This is a genomic window from Klebsiella sp. K-3 (genome assembly GCF_051207495.1).
Classification (GTDB): Bacteria; Pseudomonadota; Gammaproteobacteria; order Enterobacterales; family Enterobacteriaceae; genus Klebsiella; species Klebsiella aerogenes.
This window is the reverse complement of the sequence record NZ_JBPNXF010000009.1, coordinates 86633-101502: the sequence shown is the minus strand read 5'-3', so window position 1 is coordinate 101502 and position 14870 is coordinate 86633. Positions and strand designations below refer to the sequence as shown.

Below are 14870 nucleotides of genomic sequence, written 5' to 3'. Positions count from 1 at the left end.
ATGGTTAAAAAACTCATCATTGCGCTATTAATCGGCGCGGCCAGCTTACCGGCGACGGCGGAGCGTATTCGCGATCTGGTGACGGTACAGGGCGTGCGCGATAACGCCTTAATCGGCTACGGCCTGGTGGTGGGGCTCGACGGCTCCGGCGACCAGACCATGCAAACGCCGTTTACCACCCAAAGCCTGAGCAACATGCTATCGCAGCTCGGTATTACCGTGCCGCCGGGCACCAACATGCAGCTTAAGAACGTCGCCGCGGTGATGGTCACGGCGAAGCTGCCGCCTTTCGCGCGCGCGGGGCAGAATATCGATGTGGTGGTCTCATCAATGGGCAACGCCAAAAGCCTGCGCGGCGGGACCTTGCTGATGACGCCGCTCAAAGGGGTGGATAACCAGGTTTATGCGCTGGCGCAGGGCAACGTGCTGGTGGGCGGCGCCGGCGCGGCGGCGGGCGGCAGCAGCGTGCAGGTCAATCAGTTAGCCGGCGGGCGCATCAGCAACGGCGCCACCATCGAGCGCGAACTGCCGACCACGTTCGGCAGCGGTGGGGTGCTCAACCTGCAGCTCAATGATGAAGATTTCACCCTCGCGCAGCAGATTAGCGATGCGATTAATCGCCAGCGCGGCGGCGGCACCGCATCGCCGCTCGATGCGCGTACTATTCAGGTACTGGTGCCGCAGGGCAATAGCTCGCAGGTGCGTTTCCTCGCCGAGATCCAGAATATCAACGTTAACGTTGGCGCCATGGACGCCAAAGTGATCATCAACTCGCGTACCGGTTCGGTGGTGATGAATCGCGAGGTGATCCTTGATTCCTGCGCGGTGGCTCAGGGCAACCTGTCGGTGGTGGTCGATAGACAAACCAGCGTCAGCCAGCCGACGACGCCGTTTGGCGGCGGCCAGACGGTGGTCACGCCGAATACCCAGATTTCAATGCAGCAGCAGGGCGGTTCACTGCAGAAAATCAACGCCAGCGCCAACCTCAACAACGTGGTGCGCGCGCTGAACGCGCTGGGAGCGACGCCAATCGACCTGATGTCGATTCTGCAAGCCATGCAAAGCGCCGGCTGCCTGCGCGCCAAACTGGAAATTATCTAATGGCCAGCGATGTTATGGCGATGTCGGGCGCCGCCTATGACGCCCAGGCGCTGAACGGCCTGAAGCGCGATGCCGCCGCCGATCCGCAGGGCAACCTCAAGCAGGTGGCGCAGCAGGTCGAAGGCATGTTTGTACAGATGATGCTAAAGAGCATGCGCGCCGCGCTACCGCAGGATGGCGTACTCAGCAGCGACCAGACCCGGCTCTACACCTCGATGTACGATCAGCAGATTGCTCAGCAGATGTCGCAAAAGGGATTAGGGCTGGCCGACATGATGGTCAAGCAGATGAGCAACGCCAACGCGATCCCCAGCGAAACGGCGGGCACCGCGCCGATGGCGCTGGATAATGAGGTGCTGCAGACGCTGCCGAATCAGGCGCTGGAGCAGATGATCCGCCGGGCGGTGCCGAAAGCGCCGCCGGTCGCCGCGCCGCTATCGCTCAACAACGGCAATTTCGTTGCCCGTCTGTCAATGCCGGCGCGCGCCGCCAGTGAGCGCAGCGGGATCCCGCATCAGCTGATTGTCGCCCAGGCGGCGCTGGAATCCGGCTGGGGGCAGCGCGAAATCCCGACCGCTGACGGTACGCCGAGCTACAACCTGTTTGGTATTAAAGCCGGGGGCAACTGGAAGGGGCCGGTTACCGAGATCACCACCACTGAGTTTGAACAGGGGGGGGCGAAGAAGGTGAAGGCCAAATTCCGCGTTTACGATTCGTATTTCTCGGCGATTGCTGACTACGTCAAGCTGCTGACCAACAACCCGCGTTATGCCTCGGTTGCTGAAGCATCGACTCCGGAGCAGGCGGCGCACGAGCTGCAGCGCGCAGGCTACGCCACCGACCCGCAATACGCCAGCAAGCTGGTCAGCGTGATTCAGCAGATGAAGCACGCCGGGGCGCAGGCGGTGAAAGCCTATGCCGCGGATATTAACGATCTGTTCTAGGTTCGAAGGTCGCGCCTTCTCCGGGCTACCAAATCGCACAGCGCGTAGGCCGGATAAGCGTAGCGCCATCCGGCATAAAAGCGGCTGCGGAATTTTGCAGGCAGATTTACTCAAGTTTTTACTTCTCTGACCGATAACAAGGGCAAGCTGAGCGAATTGACTTGGCAGCATAAGGAACCCTGATGTCCAATAGCTTAATCAATACGGCGATGAGCGGACTGAATGCGGCGCAGGTGGCGCTCAGTACCGTCAGCAACAATATCTCTAACTACAACGTAGCGGGTTATAACCGACAGACGGCGATTCTGGCCCAAAACGGCGGCCTGGCCACTATGAACGGTTTTATCGGTAACGGCGTGACCGTGACCAGCGTGAACCGCGAATATAACCAGTTCATCACCAACCAGTTGCGCGGCGCGCAGAGCGCGGCCGGTTCGCAGAACGCCTACTACGAAAAGATTTCGCAGATCGATAATCTGCTGGCCAGCAAAACTAATACCCTGTCGGGGAGCCTGCAGGATTTTTTCACCAATTTGCAGAACCTGGTGAGCAACGCCGGCGACGACGCGGCGCGCCAGACGGTACTGGGTAAGGCTAACGGCCTGGTCAACCAGTTTAATAATACCGATAAATATCTGCGCGACATGGACAGCGGCGTTAATCAGCAAATTAACGACACCGCCCAGCAGATTAACAGCTATAGCCAGCAGATTGCCCGTCTTAACGATGAGATTACCCGCCTGCGCGGCAGCGCCAGCGGCGAACCGAACGCGCTGCTCGATCAGCGCGATCAGCTGGTCAGCGAACTCAACCAACTGGTGGGCGTTCAGGTAACCCAGCAGGACGGCGACGCTTATACCGTCTCCTTCGCCAACGGCCTGACCCTGGTGCAGGGTAACAACAGCTATCAGGTGGAAGCGATCCCTTCCAGCAGCGACCCTTCGCGCCTGACTCTCGGCTATAACCGCGGCAGCGGCGCCAGCGAAGTGCCGGAAGGGCAGATCACCAGCGGCAGCCTGAGCGGCGTGCTGCGTTTTCGCAGCGAGACGCTGGACGGCGTGCGCAATCAGCTCGGCCAACTGGCGCTGGCGATGGCCGATAGCTTTAACCAACAGCACCGCGAGGGCTTCGATCTCAACGGTGAGCAGGGGGGCGATTTCTTCAGCTTCAGCGGCGCGCGGGTGGTTGATAATACGCGCAATACCGGCGATGCCTCGCTGTCGGTCTCGTATACCGATACCAGCAAGGTAAAAGCCAACGACTACCGCGTGGAGTATGACGGCGCCAACTGGCAGGTCAGCCGTCTGCCGGACAACGTCAAAGTCAACGCCACCGCCGGTAAAGATGCAGACGGTAACCCGACGCTGAGCTTTGATGGACTCGAAGTCAGTATCGATGGCAACCCGCAGCAGAAAGATAGCTTTACGGTGAAGCCGGTCAGCGACGTGGCGGGCAACCTGAAAGTGGCGATTACCGATTCAGCGAAAATCGCCGCCGCCGGTAAAGATGATAGCGGCCGCGGCGATAACGATAACGCTAAAAAACTGCTCGACCTGCAGACCAAAAACCTGGTGGATGGCAAAGCAACGCTCAGCGGCGCCTACGCCGGGATCGTCAGCGGCGTGGGCAACCAGACCGCCGCTGCGAAGGTGAGCAGCGAATCGCAGTCCAGTATCGTCACCCAACTGGCTCGTCAACAGCAGTCGCTCTCCGGGGTAAACCTCGACGAAGAGTATGGCGAGCTTCTGCGTTTCCAGCAGTACTACATGGCGAACGCCCAGGTGATCCAGACCGCCAGCTCGCTGTTCGACGCGCTGCTGAATATTCGTTGATTGTATTGAGGAACTGACAGCATGCGCATGAGCACCAGCATGATGTACCAACAGAACATGACCGGCATCACCGGCAATCAGTCGCTGTTTATGAAGGCCGCCGAGCAGCTTTCAACCGGCAAGAAGGTGATTAATCCCTCCGACGATCCGCTGGCGGCATCGCGGGCGGTGATGCTGTCGCAATCGCAGGCCGAGAACAATCAGTACACCCTGGCGCGTACTTTCGCCCGCCAGAGCGTATCGATGGAAGAGACCGTGCTTTCCGGAGCCACCTCGACGATTTCTGATATCAAGGCGCTGATCGTTAACGCCGGCGGCACCGAGAGCGATAACGACCGCGATTCGCTGGCGACCCAGCTACAGGGGCTGAAGGATCAACTGCTGAACCAGGCCAACAGTACCGACGGCAACGGACGCTACCTGTTTGGCGGCTATGAGAATGATAAGCCGCCGTTTGTCGATACCAACGGCAAGATTAGCTATCAGGGCGGCGATAAAACCGTTGAACAGAAGGTTGACGCCAACCGTACGATGACCATCGGCCATACCGGTAATTCGGTATTTATGGCGCTGACCAGCAATCCGAAGCCGGAGCCGGACGGCAGCGCGCCGGTCGCCGATGTGTTCGCCAGTATCGATATTGCGCTGGAAGCGTTGAAAACGCCGCTGCAGGGGGCCGATGACGCCACCAAACAGCAGGTGAACGATGCGCTGGCGAAGGCTAATCGCGGCCTCGATAACTCCTACAACAAGGTATTGAGCGTGCGCGCCGAGCTGGGTAACCAGCTGCAGGAGATGGATCAGCTCGATAGCATCGGTAAAGAGCGTGATATGACCAACCAGCTGCAGATGAGCGCCCTGACCGATGCCGACCTTGCGGAATCTATCTCTTCTTATTTTATGCAGCAGGCGGCGCTGCAGGCATCTTATAAAACTTTCAGCGATATGCAGGGTATGTCGCTGTTTCAGATGAATCGCTAATCACGAATAACCGCTTTTTCATTTAGCACCTTGGCACCTCATCCCGTTCTCTCTGTGTACGCGGGGTGAGGTGCCCTTTTTTTATCAGGTGGAAGTGGGGGGCTCTCAGCGACAAATTCACCACCTCATAGCGTGTAAACTCAAACCGGATCCCAACCTTCACACCATATCCTCTCAAGGAGAATTCCGGATGTTTACTCATATGCGTATCGCCAAACCCGTCACCGATCTTGCAAGGTCCTGTTTGATGTACTGTCAAGGATTGGGCTTACACAAAATTGCTGAATTCAACGATCACGATGGTTTTAATGGAATAATGTTAGGGCGAGAGGGATTGGGCTGGCATATAGAATTCACCTGGTGCCAATATCATCCAGTACAACCCTTGCAGACGGAGGAGGATCTACTCGTGCTGTATTACCCGGATAAGAAAGGGTGGTTAGATGCTTGCGCCAGAATGCGCGAAGCAGGCTTTAACTTAACGAATTCTTTTAACCCTTATTGGGATATCAATGGCCAAACGTTCGTTGATCCAGATGGCTACAGGGTGGTACTCCAGAACAAGGCGTGGCGATAATGGTTTGCGCCTCAATGCGCTAATTCTCATCAATCAAGCCATAGTGCTGGAGTGTTTATTTAAACAATCTAATGCCCTTTGCCACAATTTTTTTAAATTCAGGGCATTGCATATGTTCCGGCGCAGTACAGCGGGCAGCGTGTTTTAGCCCCTGACTTAACAGCTGTAATCGGCGAATGGTGTTATCAATCTCCTTCGCGCGCTGCTCAAGGCGTTGGTGATCAATCGCTATCTTGCCGTCAGCGTTAACTATCTCGGCTATCTCCGCAAGCGAAAAACCGGCGGCCTGTCCCAGCACGATCAGTTCCAGCTTACTCAACACATTTTCATGGTACTGCCTTCGCAGACCATGGCGACCGATCGGCTTGATTAAGCCTTTCTTTTCATAAAACCGCAGCGCAGAAGGCGTAATGCCGGAAAGCGTCGCGACCTCGCGGATATCCAGTTCTTTCATGATTGACTTAAACCTCGCTTTAAGTTGCACACTCGTCGACAGAGTAGCATTGACGCATAAAAAGGAAGAATAAATTGAATATCATGGTTGTTGTGCAAATTTTAGTAACGGGGATCGGCGCGACGTTAGTCATGGATTTATGGTCGCTCTTTCAGAAGCATATACTCAAGATTGCGCCGTTGAACTATGCGCTGGTCGGTCGCTGGGCGTTATGGCTTGCGCGGGGGACAGTGCGACATAACACCATCACCGCAACCCCTCCGCTACACGGAGAGCGTTTTACCGGCTGGTTATGCCATTATTTAATCGGTATCGCTTTTGCGGCTGTGCCGTTTATGTTGAGTGGCGCCGATTGGTTTTATGCCCCCACTCTGGCGACAGCGCTGCTGTCAGGGGTCGTAACCTTATTGGCGCCGTTCTTGATCCTGCAGCCCGCATTTGGTTTTGGCGTCGCGGCCTCACGGACTCCCCGACCGTGGCTGGCGCGCTCGCTGAGCCTACTGGCGCACCTGGCCTATGGCATTGGGCTGTATCTGGCGGCGAGCGTACTTTCATGGTGCTCATTACTTTGATAGGTATTTGCTGGTACACGTTTTACCGTCAGCGAATGCTGGTATAGCAGGCATATCGCAGCAGACTCTTTTTACACGCCGGAGACGTGCTTTTTGTAAAAACAGAGAGTAGGCAAATAATGCCTACTCTCATATAGTCTTTTAAATAAGTCAATCATCTCCCTTGATTGGGTAAATAGGCTTATTCTGACTTTTTGTATTGATAAGATGCAGAAGGGGATGAGTTATTAAATATCCCGTCAAAGTATGAATCTGTATCTTTAATTGATTTTCCTTCAAATTTATCCAGAAAATCATCGACTGCTGCCTTAAACTTATCATTGCTCATGTATTCTTCAATTTTAAATGTCCCGCCGATTGTGTTTACACCAAAATTAAGGTTGACTTCATTATATGAAGCACAGGATGTAGATATTTTCTTTTGCTCCTGGCTAAAGTAAGTTCCATATACAAGAAAGCTAGGTTTGTAAAATACGTTACCGCTTTGATCTTTGAATAAATCATGAGTAGAATATGCATATAAATAATTATAGGCAGCTTGCGTTTTACTCATTTGTGCACTGAGGCCGTCACCAAATCCCTTCAGGAAATTTGCGAAGGCTGTAACATCGCCTGCTATAACGTTACATGCAAAGTTAATTACACTTTTTGCAATCTCAATACCTTGTACTGACGTATTTAAACTTCTGTCACCTGAAACAGGATCTGTGAAAAACGCATTAGTAAGATGCTTAGTGACTTCTTGCCATTGCTCGAAATTATACTTGTCGGTGCTGCTGGGTGCCTTTTTATTAACAGCCGCACTGGCTACACCTACGAAGCGTTCCATTAATAAACGGCCTACTTTGACCTGTTCCTTCAACGCTTCTGGAGCATCATTAAATTGATATGTTTGATATTGAACAGCGCCCTCCTTAGAAAGCCCTTGAACAAGCGGAAGATCCTCTGAAAGAACCTCAGCATCTTTTAAATCATAAATTTTTCTGAAATATTCATGTGCCGACTGTACTGCATTTTCATTGAACATAGCAAACTCCTATAATATTGTTTTTCCTAAACATCAAATGGAATCAACATGAAATCATTTGATTTAGGTTAGATGTAGATGATGATATAACCTTACATGACAAGTTATTTGTTAAATTACTAGCCATATATTTTGAGCCTTCGCTTATGCTGAAAATGAAACACTCGAATTAAAAATAATCACATTAATTATATATGTTTATAAGCATATCATATCTTTCAGTAATGCATATCCCCTCCGTAATTAGTGAAGTGTTTTTTTTGAATTGATAGTAGATACACATTAGAGTCCAATCATGATAACCCGTGGCATATATCTATCCATCATTTGTTTTATACCAACAAATACAGTTCTTTTAAGACCGCGAGTTATTGTTCATGAACACTTAACTCTGGGGGGTTAACATAAATAACCCATGTCCCTTTGATATTCGCTAAGCTAATGTTGCTAATTAAACAATGATTCGGATTCTTTGGTAGCGGGTCTGATTCAATTTTGGCATTTTTATTTATTAAAGTTGAGGCTTTAGTCGCTCCTGCTTTTTTCCAGATGCTCTTTCGGGTCTTATCAGAGCCTATTAACTCATTTACTAAATCCTGGTTCGCGCCAGAGTCTTTTCGGGAGCAAAGAGCCGAAACATTTTGCAAATTATCAGGGTATCCATCCTGATTTTCATAATTCTCATCCATATTTGCGGCGCCGTAACGAACAACTAACGCACCTTTCGGTACTTTTTCGCTTGCGTAAGTCGTTGTTGACATAATGAAGATAATGCCAGCTATAACATACAGAATATTAGATGTTCTCATTTAAACCTCTTCATTTTAAATTTAATAGTTTATAGATGTGTTGTGGTTGTTTTTATCATAAAGCAGAGTTGAAACATCCACGGTAGACGTTACATGTTTTTTTGATTAAAAATACTTAAATGAAAAACCTCTCTCGTTATGACTGTTATAGGAATGCTGATCTAAGAGATGTACCATATTTATTAAGACGCATGCCTGCACCATTGATTAATATCAATAGCGGTTTTTTTTAATGCAGCAGATGACTCGCATTTAACAGCAAGTGTCTTTACCTTGATTGGTAATCATCTATCCATTGAATCGCCTAATGCAAAAGTTTAGGTTCATTACTTTTTTATACAACTCGTTTAGTATTTAGAGTTACAAGGCATTGCTTATTTAAGTCGTTGAATTTCAAGGGGGCTAAAAAGCATTGAATTGTGTGGTGTATATACATAACTAGTTGATGCAGAGTGCATTTGTCGGCTCTGATGGTTGCAGGATTTCATATTGCACAAATAAGATGTTAATCTCGGAATAATCTAATATTCGATCTAATAAACTATTTGTCTATTTTTATAAGGATAATGTGCTGCATGTGATTCAATTGCTCTTCTTTGTTAGGTAAATCTGGTATGAGTTAAGTGGTCCCTTGCTGTTACCCCTGCTCTTAAATATGCATGTACAACCATTAAATCCTCTGCAATATGATGTTCATAAATGGTTTCAGAGCGTGAATGGACGACCCTGCGCTACTCACTTCTTGACCTTATCGGTATTTGGCGTGATTCAGTCACTTAAAGCAGGTGATTTTACGTTATGGATCTTCGCGCAGTTCAGATATCAGGAAGGTCAGAGTCGATAACATAAAAGAAACGCTGAACCATCAAGCTCATATCATGGGAAATTTTCCAGCCTGATGTTAAGCGCAGGAGTCTGCGCTAAGAGGACGGGTGAATAGGCATGGCTTCGGCAGTTCCAGCTTCCGTTTCTCGCGTAAAGCATCTCTCCCGAGCGATGCCAGAGATGGGCATCATTTATCGGCCAGGATTATCTCGAACTGATAGCCAGTTTAGCCGCAAAACACAAAAATAAACCGCCGGTTGCTCTGTCCATGATGCTAACAACGCTGCTTTTTTTCAGGATGGTTGAAGCAAAATGCGTGGATAAGATAAGCGTCACTGACCAGAGAGTGCCAATCGTGACGTGAATGCTGACCAGGATAAATGTCCATAGTAAAGGGGAGTGCCCGGCAGGAATAAACTGAGGCAAAAACGAGATATAGAATATGCCCATTTTGGGGTTAAGCACATTCCCAAGCATCCCTCTGATAAACCAGTTGTTGTGTGAAGCTACGCTGCCATTATCGTGGTTGAAAGACGAACGAGGCCGCATCAGAAGCTGTATGCCAAGCCAGCTCAGATAGGCGGCTCCGCCGATTTTCAGAATCGTGTAAGCCAACGTTGAAACCGCCAGCAGGGCGCCGAGGCCCAGTGCAACAATCGCTCCCCAGATGAAACAACCAGTATCAATGCCCAGCGCCGCCTGAAATGCTTTTTTACCACCTTCAGCACAGGCGGTGCGCAAAATGAGTGCCGTGTCCAGGCCGGGAGTCAGGGTAAGCAAAAGCGCAGCAAGGGAAAAAGCGAGAAGTGAATCGGTAACAGACATTTTCTTTATCCGAAAGAGCGGATGCTACCCGATTATTGCTAACCGTTCAATCTCATGCCGGGGTGATCCGCTGCGGGCCGCCAGAAAATGCGATCGGCCCGCAGCAGATTGTCCCCTGAACTCAGATTTTCTGCGGTATCGCGCTCTTACCGTCACGACCAATAATAATTCCGTCTTTCAATACCAGCTTGCGCGGCGGCGTGTATAACACCGCTGCCGGTACGTCGCTGGCTTCCAGCACCACCAGGTTGGCGGCGTTACCTTCCTTCAGATGTTCCAGCCCGTGGTTCGGCAGATTAATATGCTGGGCCGGAATACGCGTTATCATCTCGAAGGGGCGCATCAGCGGCGCATCTGCACGGTAATTGGCGCTGTAGGCGAACGTTTTCGCACGTTGTAGCTGATCGCCATCTCCCCAGGGGGACCACATATCCTGAATATTGTCGTTCGCCGCAGCGTAGAGAATTCCGGCATCCAATAGTGGTTCGATAGGCGGGAATGCGACATTGCCCGGAGCCGTGCCGATAACGCGGACGCCTAAGTCAGCCATGTCGGCCAGAACGGCGTTCAGTTCGCTTTCGGATATTTGTCCGAGTGAAAACGCGTGCGAGAGAGTGATTTTATCCTTCATCCCCAGCGCCTTGCCGCGAACAATAATCTCTTTGATGGAAGCCAGCCCCATCTGACCCGGCTCGTGCAAATGAATATCGATCGGCTTACCGGTCTTTTCCGCCAGGGTAAAGAGGACATCAAGGTGGCCTTTGCGGTCGTTATCAAAACCCTGCGGGTCGAGGCCGCCGATGTATTCCACGCCCATATCCAGCGCCTGAGCCATGTAATCCGCAACGCCTGGCGATTTAATAATCCCTGATTGCGGAAAAGCGACGAATTCCATGCTCATGTAGCCCTTAAAATCCTCACGAATGCGCATCAGGGCTTCAACGTCGGACAGCTTAGTAAGCGGGTCGATGTCGATATGGCTACGCAGATGCGTCGTTCCCATTGCCGCCATCTGCCGTACAAGGTTGGAGCCATAAAGGTAGGGGTCATGTTTAAGCTCTACGCGCAGTTTGCGTTCGTTGGCCGCTCGTTCCGCTACGCTGGCGGTGGCGATATGGTGTAGACGCTCCGGCGCGCCGAAGCGCGTTTTGTCGAGGTGGACGTGGGTATCAATGAAAGAGGGTAACAGCAGACAACCCGTGCAATCTATCGATTGCGCATTCGCGGCGGATAAGGCGTGGCCCGTACGGGCTATTTTGCCTTCGGCAATCAGGACATCCGTTGGCGCGCTTGCCGTTCCAATAACGATGTTCTTTAGCAAAATCGGCGACGCTGACGCAGGCAGCTTCGGCTTATTGTCGGCCGCCTGCGCTGGCGCATTTTGCGCAAACGCACGTCCACTCGCTACGGCCATTAGCGCGCTGCTGGCAATGGCGCTGCCGATAAGCGATCTCCGGGATATCATCATCTTAATTGATTCCTTATTTTATTATTGCCCTGAACGCGGAAAATAACCCGCTCACTGAATAGCACAGGTATTTGTGTATGCGTCAGTAGTATCCATCCGTCAAATGTGTGATCTGTTTTTGTGAGGCGAGAGGGCTAAAACAGCATAGTAACAATGGGTTACTAACTTCCCGTGGAGGAAATGTTCTTTTTAGCCGCAGAGAAAGGGAGAAAAGCGATTTATGCGAAGGTACGGTAACGCCTGTTGTACATGGTATTGTAAGTATCCCGGCAAAACGAACCATGCGCTGATAGAATTCTTCCGGGATACTAATTATGTCGGCAGTTAACCGTCATGGCTTTGGTTTGATATCTCCAGGCAGAGTAAAGTCCCCACTGCGATCTACGTAGCTCAGCCATGCCGCCATCTGGTTCGAGCACTCCAGACACATCATCTTGCAAACGAATGCCCCTGATGGGGAAATACGGCTTTACTCTGCAAATTTCAACAGCGCTTCGCCATCGAGGCGATAGCGGACCCATTCGCTTTGCGCCGCGGCGCCAATACTGAGGTAAAAATCAATGGCCGGCTGGTTCCAGTCCAGCACGCTCCACTCAAGGCGTCCGCAGCGTCGCGCAACCGCATACCGGGCAATGGTTTTTAGCAGCGCTCGACCCGCGCCCTGGCCGCGATAATCCGGTGAGATATACAAATCTTCCATATAAATACCGTTGCGTCCGAGCCAGGTTGAATAGCTGGTGAAGAACACGGCATAGCCCGCCGTTTTACCGTCAATTTCGCAGATCAGCGCTTCGGTCTTACTGTCGTCGCCAAACAGGGTTTCGCGGATCTCTTCGGGGGTGGTAACCACTTCCTGTGGGGCTTTTTCATACACCGCCAGCTCATAAATCATATTGTAGATGGCAGAAGCGTCATCCGCACGGGCCTGTCTAATCGTAATACTCATCATTTTTCCTGTCGTTTTCACACGTTAACGATATTGATGACGCTAAGCATAGGGGGTATTGTCAGAAGAATTAAGTGCAATGAAATCACCCAATGATGAATATTATGCATCCGGCGCTCAGACGCCTCGATCTCAATCTGTTGCTCGTTTTTGATGCCATCTATCGCCACAGTTCCGTTCGTCTCGCCGCCGATGAGCTGGCGATGAGTACCTCCGCGTTGAGTCACGCGCTGTCACGGCTGCGCGTGGCGCTGAACGATCCGTTGTTTTTTCGCGAAGGGCATCGGATGTGCCCGAGCGTCTATGCCACTCAGCTCGCGCCCTCCATCGCTTCAGTATTGAAATTACTTAATCAGGAACTCACGCGACAGCCGGAATTTAGTGCCGCCGACAGCACAGAGCGGATCCAGATAGCCATTACCGATTTCACCGCGTTATGCATTTTCCCTGCGCTGATGCAAAAGCTGCAGCATGAAGCGCCGGGCCTGCGTTTTGAGCTCCGTTATTTGCCACATAGCCCGGCACTGACGGAGCTGCTGGCGGGGGAGGTGGATCTGGCGCTGGGCTTCAGCACCGCTGAAGATATCCGGCATCATGAACTGGACGAAATTGACTGGTTTGAGGATGAGTATGTGGTTATTAGCAATACCCGTCGCACGGCGCTGACGCTGGCGGATTATCTCGCCGCGCGGCATCTGGTGGTCACGCCGTGGAACGAAAAGCAGGGAGTGTTGGATTTACGTTTGCAGGAATTAGGCTATACGCGGCAAATAGCGCTCAAAACTCCCTCAATGCTCAGCGCGCCGTTTATTGTGGCGCAAAGCGATCTGTTAATGGCGATTCCTCGTTATGCCGCAGAGAAGTTCCTTCATGCCGCCCCGATCGCGATTTTTCCTTTGCCGTTCACCATAAGCCCGTTCACCGTGAAGATCTATTCCCATAAACGCGGCGGGCAGCGAGGAGCAACCAAATGGCTGAAGACGGCGCTACAAAGCCTGGCATTGGCAGCGGATGCCGGGAGTTTTTAACCTCAAAAAACCGAACTTAAAATAACTATCGCAATAGTAACCGTCGCGACAAAACCGGTTTGAAAGGCGAGCGTTCGGATAACGGGGATCCCGGCGGTATACGCAATATAATGGACAATGCGCGCGAGCAAATAAATTGTAGCCGCAATTAACGTTATGGCGTTATTGACGTTAAGCAACGCGGCGACCACCACCAGCGGGGCAAAAATAACCAGGTTTTCTACCGCGTTGGCATGCGCCTTTTGCGCACGCTGCACCCAGGGCGCTGGACCGGTTGATAGCGAATGAGCACTCCCCGCTGCGGACGCGGCGTTAGCACGCGTGGCTCTGGCAATAATATAGGGGATCCACATCATAACCGTTAGCAGGCAAATTAACGTAAGGATAATCAGTTCGGGGTTATTTTTCATGTTATTTGGCTCTGGTAATTAATAACGATAGAGGAAAGTCTATGGCTAAGGTTAAAATAGAACCATATGCAAAAATGACAATTTCAATACCATTAACGACATGAAGATAAATATTCTGGCTCTGGATGGCGTGTTCGATACCGGCTTAGCGACGTTGCTGGATACGTTCGCTGCGGCTAATGATATGGCGCGACGCCAGAGCATGAATATTTCTCGCTTTGATGTGCAGATGATTGCCGTGGCCGGGCAGGTTAAATCAGCCCATGGGCTGAGTATTCCTGCCCATCAGGTATCGGGTTTGGATTCTCCTGACTGGATTGTGGTACCGGCGCTCAATGTTCACGCACGACAATCGCCATCGGATGGCTGGCACGATATTGCTGACGCTAAGCGGTTTTTGCAAAACATGGCGAAGAACGGCGTTAAAATTGCCGCGGCCTGTTTAAATACCTTCATCCTGGCTGATAGCCGTTTGCTCAATGAACAGGCCGCCACAACGTCATGGCTCAATGCGGCGCCGCCAATCCTTCCCGGCGCTATGATGGGTCATGTGGAGCTGGCGCTGTGGCTGATTCGCCAGAGCAGCCCGCCGCTTGCGGATTTGCTGACAACAGCGATGGCGGGGGATAGCCGCCATCCTCAGGTTTCCCGCTCGCCGGCGGGTTATCCTCAGCATGCCGATGCCCTGATAAACCGCTTTGAGCACTGGTCGCGGGCGCATCTGGCGCAGGGATTTTCCCTGCAGGCGGCCGCCGGTGCGCTTAACGTGCATCCACGCACCTTGCAGCGCAGAACGGAGGCCGCGCTGGGTAAATCACCGTTGGCTTTTTTTCAGCAATTACGGATCGAGCGAGTAAAGCAGCTGCTTGCCGAGGGGAAAGATATAGAGTCGATTACCGCTGACGTGGGTTATTCGGAGGTGTCAACGCTGCTTGCGCTGCTGCGCCGTCAGACTGGAAAAGGAATTCGGGCGTTGCGTCATGCTGTGTGATTTTATGTATAAGTCAGGGTAAGATACGGTAAGTTATTATTCTGAGCAGGCTGCCAGTGAATGCGACCAAAAGTAACATC

The 14870-nt window shown here is 51.6% G+C and carries 15 protein-coding genes; 8 read left to right on the top strand and 7 right to left on the bottom strand.

Translation table 11 applies throughout. From position 1 onward, the window contains the following. The 5 genes from ACSEMK_RS16330 to ACSEMK_RS16310 all read left to right on the top strand — a co-directional run bounded on the left by ACSEMK_RS16330 (position 1) and on the right by ACSEMK_RS16310 (position 5435). Positions 1-1101 (top strand): flagellar basal body P-ring protein FlgI, encoded by a 1101-nt coding sequence (locus ACSEMK_RS16330; protein WP_015367323.1) that lies wholly within the window; start codon positions 1-3, stop codon positions 1099-1101. Continuing rightward, positions 1101-2045: a flagellar assembly peptidoglycan hydrolase FlgJ gene (gene flgJ, locus ACSEMK_RS16325; RefSeq protein ID WP_430914994.1), complete on the top strand. Its 945-nt coding sequence runs from the start codon at positions 1101-1103 to the stop codon at positions 2043-2045. Before ACSEMK_RS16330 ends, flgJ begins: the two co-directional genes overlap by 1 nt. A 182-nt stretch (positions 2046-2227) precedes the next feature. Further along, on the top strand, positions 2228-3877 hold the full coding sequence (gene flgK, locus ACSEMK_RS16320; protein WP_015704937.1) for a flagellar hook-associated protein FlgK: 1650 nt from the start codon (positions 2228-2230) through the stop codon (positions 3875-3877). Between the two features lie 21 nt (positions 3878-3898). Continuing rightward, positions 3899-4858, top strand: coding sequence for a flagellar hook-associated protein FlgL (gene flgL / locus ACSEMK_RS16315; protein ID WP_087858101.1), 960 nt, complete (start codon positions 3899-3901; stop codon positions 4856-4858). Positions 4859-5048: 190 nt separating this feature from the next. Further along, the gene (locus ACSEMK_RS16310; RefSeq protein WP_087858100.1) at positions 5049-5435 is read left to right on the top strand and encodes a VOC family protein; all 387 of its coding nucleotides are present in this window, start codon (positions 5049-5051) and stop codon (positions 5433-5435) included. A gap of 55 nt (positions 5436-5490) precedes the next feature. On the opposite strand, the gene ACSEMK_RS16305 is transcribed toward ACSEMK_RS16310, so the two are convergent. Then, complete coding sequence (locus ACSEMK_RS16305; protein WP_430914995.1) at positions 5491-5889, bottom strand: helix-turn-helix domain-containing protein; 399 nt, start codon at positions 5887-5889, stop codon at positions 5491-5493. 74 nt (positions 5890-5963) lie between these two features. On the opposite strand from ACSEMK_RS16305, the gene ACSEMK_RS16300 reads away from it, so the two are divergent. Next, positions 5964-6461, top strand: coding sequence for a DUF2938 domain-containing protein (locus tag ACSEMK_RS16300; protein WP_430914996.1), 498 nt, complete (start codon positions 5964-5966; stop codon positions 6459-6461). 181 nt (positions 6462-6642) lie between these two features. Here ACSEMK_RS16300 and ACSEMK_RS16295 read toward each other — a convergent pair whose 3' ends face one another. From ACSEMK_RS16295 to ACSEMK_RS16275, 5 genes are all read right to left on the bottom strand, one after another. After that, positions 6643-7488 carry a hypothetical protein gene (locus tag ACSEMK_RS16295; RefSeq protein WP_430914997.1) on the bottom strand — a complete coding sequence of 282 codons (846 nt, stop codon included), beginning with the start codon at positions 7486-7488 and terminating at the stop codon, positions 6643-6645. Positions 7489-7856: 368 nt separating this feature from the next. Further along, positions 7857-8297: a hypothetical protein gene (locus ACSEMK_RS16290; protein ID WP_213793857.1), complete on the bottom strand. Its 441-nt coding sequence runs from the start codon at positions 8295-8297 to the stop codon at positions 7857-7859. A gap of 1029 nt (positions 8298-9326) precedes the next feature. Continuing rightward, on the bottom strand, positions 9327-9947 hold the full coding sequence (locus ACSEMK_RS16285) for a LysE family translocator (protein WP_087858095.1): 621 nt from the start codon (positions 9945-9947) through the stop codon (positions 9327-9329). A gap of 121 nt (positions 9948-10068) precedes the next feature. Then, on the bottom strand, positions 10069-11415 hold the full coding sequence (locus tag ACSEMK_RS16280) for an amidohydrolase (protein WP_113374257.1): 1347 nt from the start codon (positions 11413-11415) through the stop codon (positions 10069-10071). A gap of 469 nt (positions 11416-11884) precedes the next feature. Next, entirely contained in the window at positions 11885-12361 is a 477-nt protein-coding gene (locus ACSEMK_RS16275) for a GNAT family N-acetyltransferase (protein ID WP_087858093.1), read from the bottom strand. Between the two features lie 92 nt (positions 12362-12453). On the opposite strand from ACSEMK_RS16275, the gene ACSEMK_RS16270 reads away from it, so the two are divergent. Beyond that, on the top strand, positions 12454-13389 hold the full coding sequence (locus ACSEMK_RS16270) for a LysR family transcriptional regulator (RefSeq protein WP_087858092.1): 936 nt from the start codon (positions 12454-12456) through the stop codon (positions 13387-13389). 2 nt (positions 13390-13391) lie between these two features. Here ACSEMK_RS16270 and ACSEMK_RS16265 read toward each other — a convergent pair whose 3' ends face one another. Continuing rightward, a complete protein-coding gene (locus ACSEMK_RS16265) occupies positions 13392-13799 on the bottom strand; it encodes an MAPEG family protein (RefSeq protein ID WP_430914998.1) in 408 nt (135 codons plus the stop codon). A gap of 100 nt (positions 13800-13899) precedes the next feature. Here ACSEMK_RS16265 and ACSEMK_RS16260 point away from each other — a divergent pair, with 100 nt between their 5' ends. Next, positions 13900-14790, top strand: coding sequence for a GlxA family transcriptional regulator (locus ACSEMK_RS16260; protein ID WP_430914999.1), 891 nt, complete (start codon positions 13900-13902; stop codon positions 14788-14790). The last annotated feature ends 80 nt before the right edge of the window (positions 14791-14870 follow it).

Coding starts and splice junctions, on each gene's coding strand:
- ACSEMK_RS16330 (WP_015367323.1), top strand. CDS start 1: ATGGTTAAAAAACTCATCATTGCGCTATTAATCGGCGCGGCCAGCTTA.
- flgJ (WP_430914994.1), top strand. CDS start 1,101: ATGGCCAGCGATGTTATGGCGATGTCGGGCGCCGCCTATGACGCCCAG.
- flgK (WP_015704937.1), top strand. CDS start 2,228: ATGTCCAATAGCTTAATCAATACGGCGATGAGCGGACTGAATGCGGCG.
- flgL (WP_087858101.1), top strand. CDS start 3,899: ATGCGCATGAGCACCAGCATGATGTACCAACAGAACATGACCGGCATC.
- ACSEMK_RS16310 (WP_087858100.1), top strand. CDS start 5,049: ATGTTTACTCATATGCGTATCGCCAAACCCGTCACCGATCTTGCAAGG.
- ACSEMK_RS16305 (WP_430914995.1), bottom strand. CDS start 5,889: ATGAAAGAACTGGATATCCGCGAGGTCGCGACGCTTTCCGGCATTACG.
- ACSEMK_RS16295 (WP_430914997.1), bottom strand. CDS start 7,488: ATGTTCAATGAAAATGCAGTACAGTCGGCACATGAATATTTCAGAAAA.
- ACSEMK_RS16290 (WP_213793857.1), bottom strand. CDS start 8,297: ATGAGAACATCTAATATTCTGTATGTTATAGCTGGCATTATCTTCATT.
- ACSEMK_RS16285 (WP_087858095.1), bottom strand. CDS start 9,947: ATGTCTGTTACCGATTCACTTCTCGCTTTTTCCCTTGCTGCGCTTTTG.
- ACSEMK_RS16280 (WP_113374257.1), bottom strand. CDS start 11,415: ATGATGATATCCCGGAGATCGCTTATCGGCAGCGCCATTGCCAGCAGC.
- ACSEMK_RS16275 (WP_087858093.1), bottom strand. CDS start 12,361: ATGAGTATTACGATTAGACAGGCCCGTGCGGATGACGCTTCTGCCATC.
- ACSEMK_RS16270 (WP_087858092.1), top strand. CDS start 12,454: ATGATGAATATTATGCATCCGGCGCTCAGACGCCTCGATCTCAATCTG.
- ACSEMK_RS16265 (WP_430914998.1), bottom strand. CDS start 13,799: ATGAAAAATAACCCCGAACTGATTATCCTTACGTTAATTTGCCTGCTA.
- ACSEMK_RS16260 (WP_430914999.1), top strand. CDS start 13,900: ATGAAGATAAATATTCTGGCTCTGGATGGCGTGTTCGATACCGGCTTA.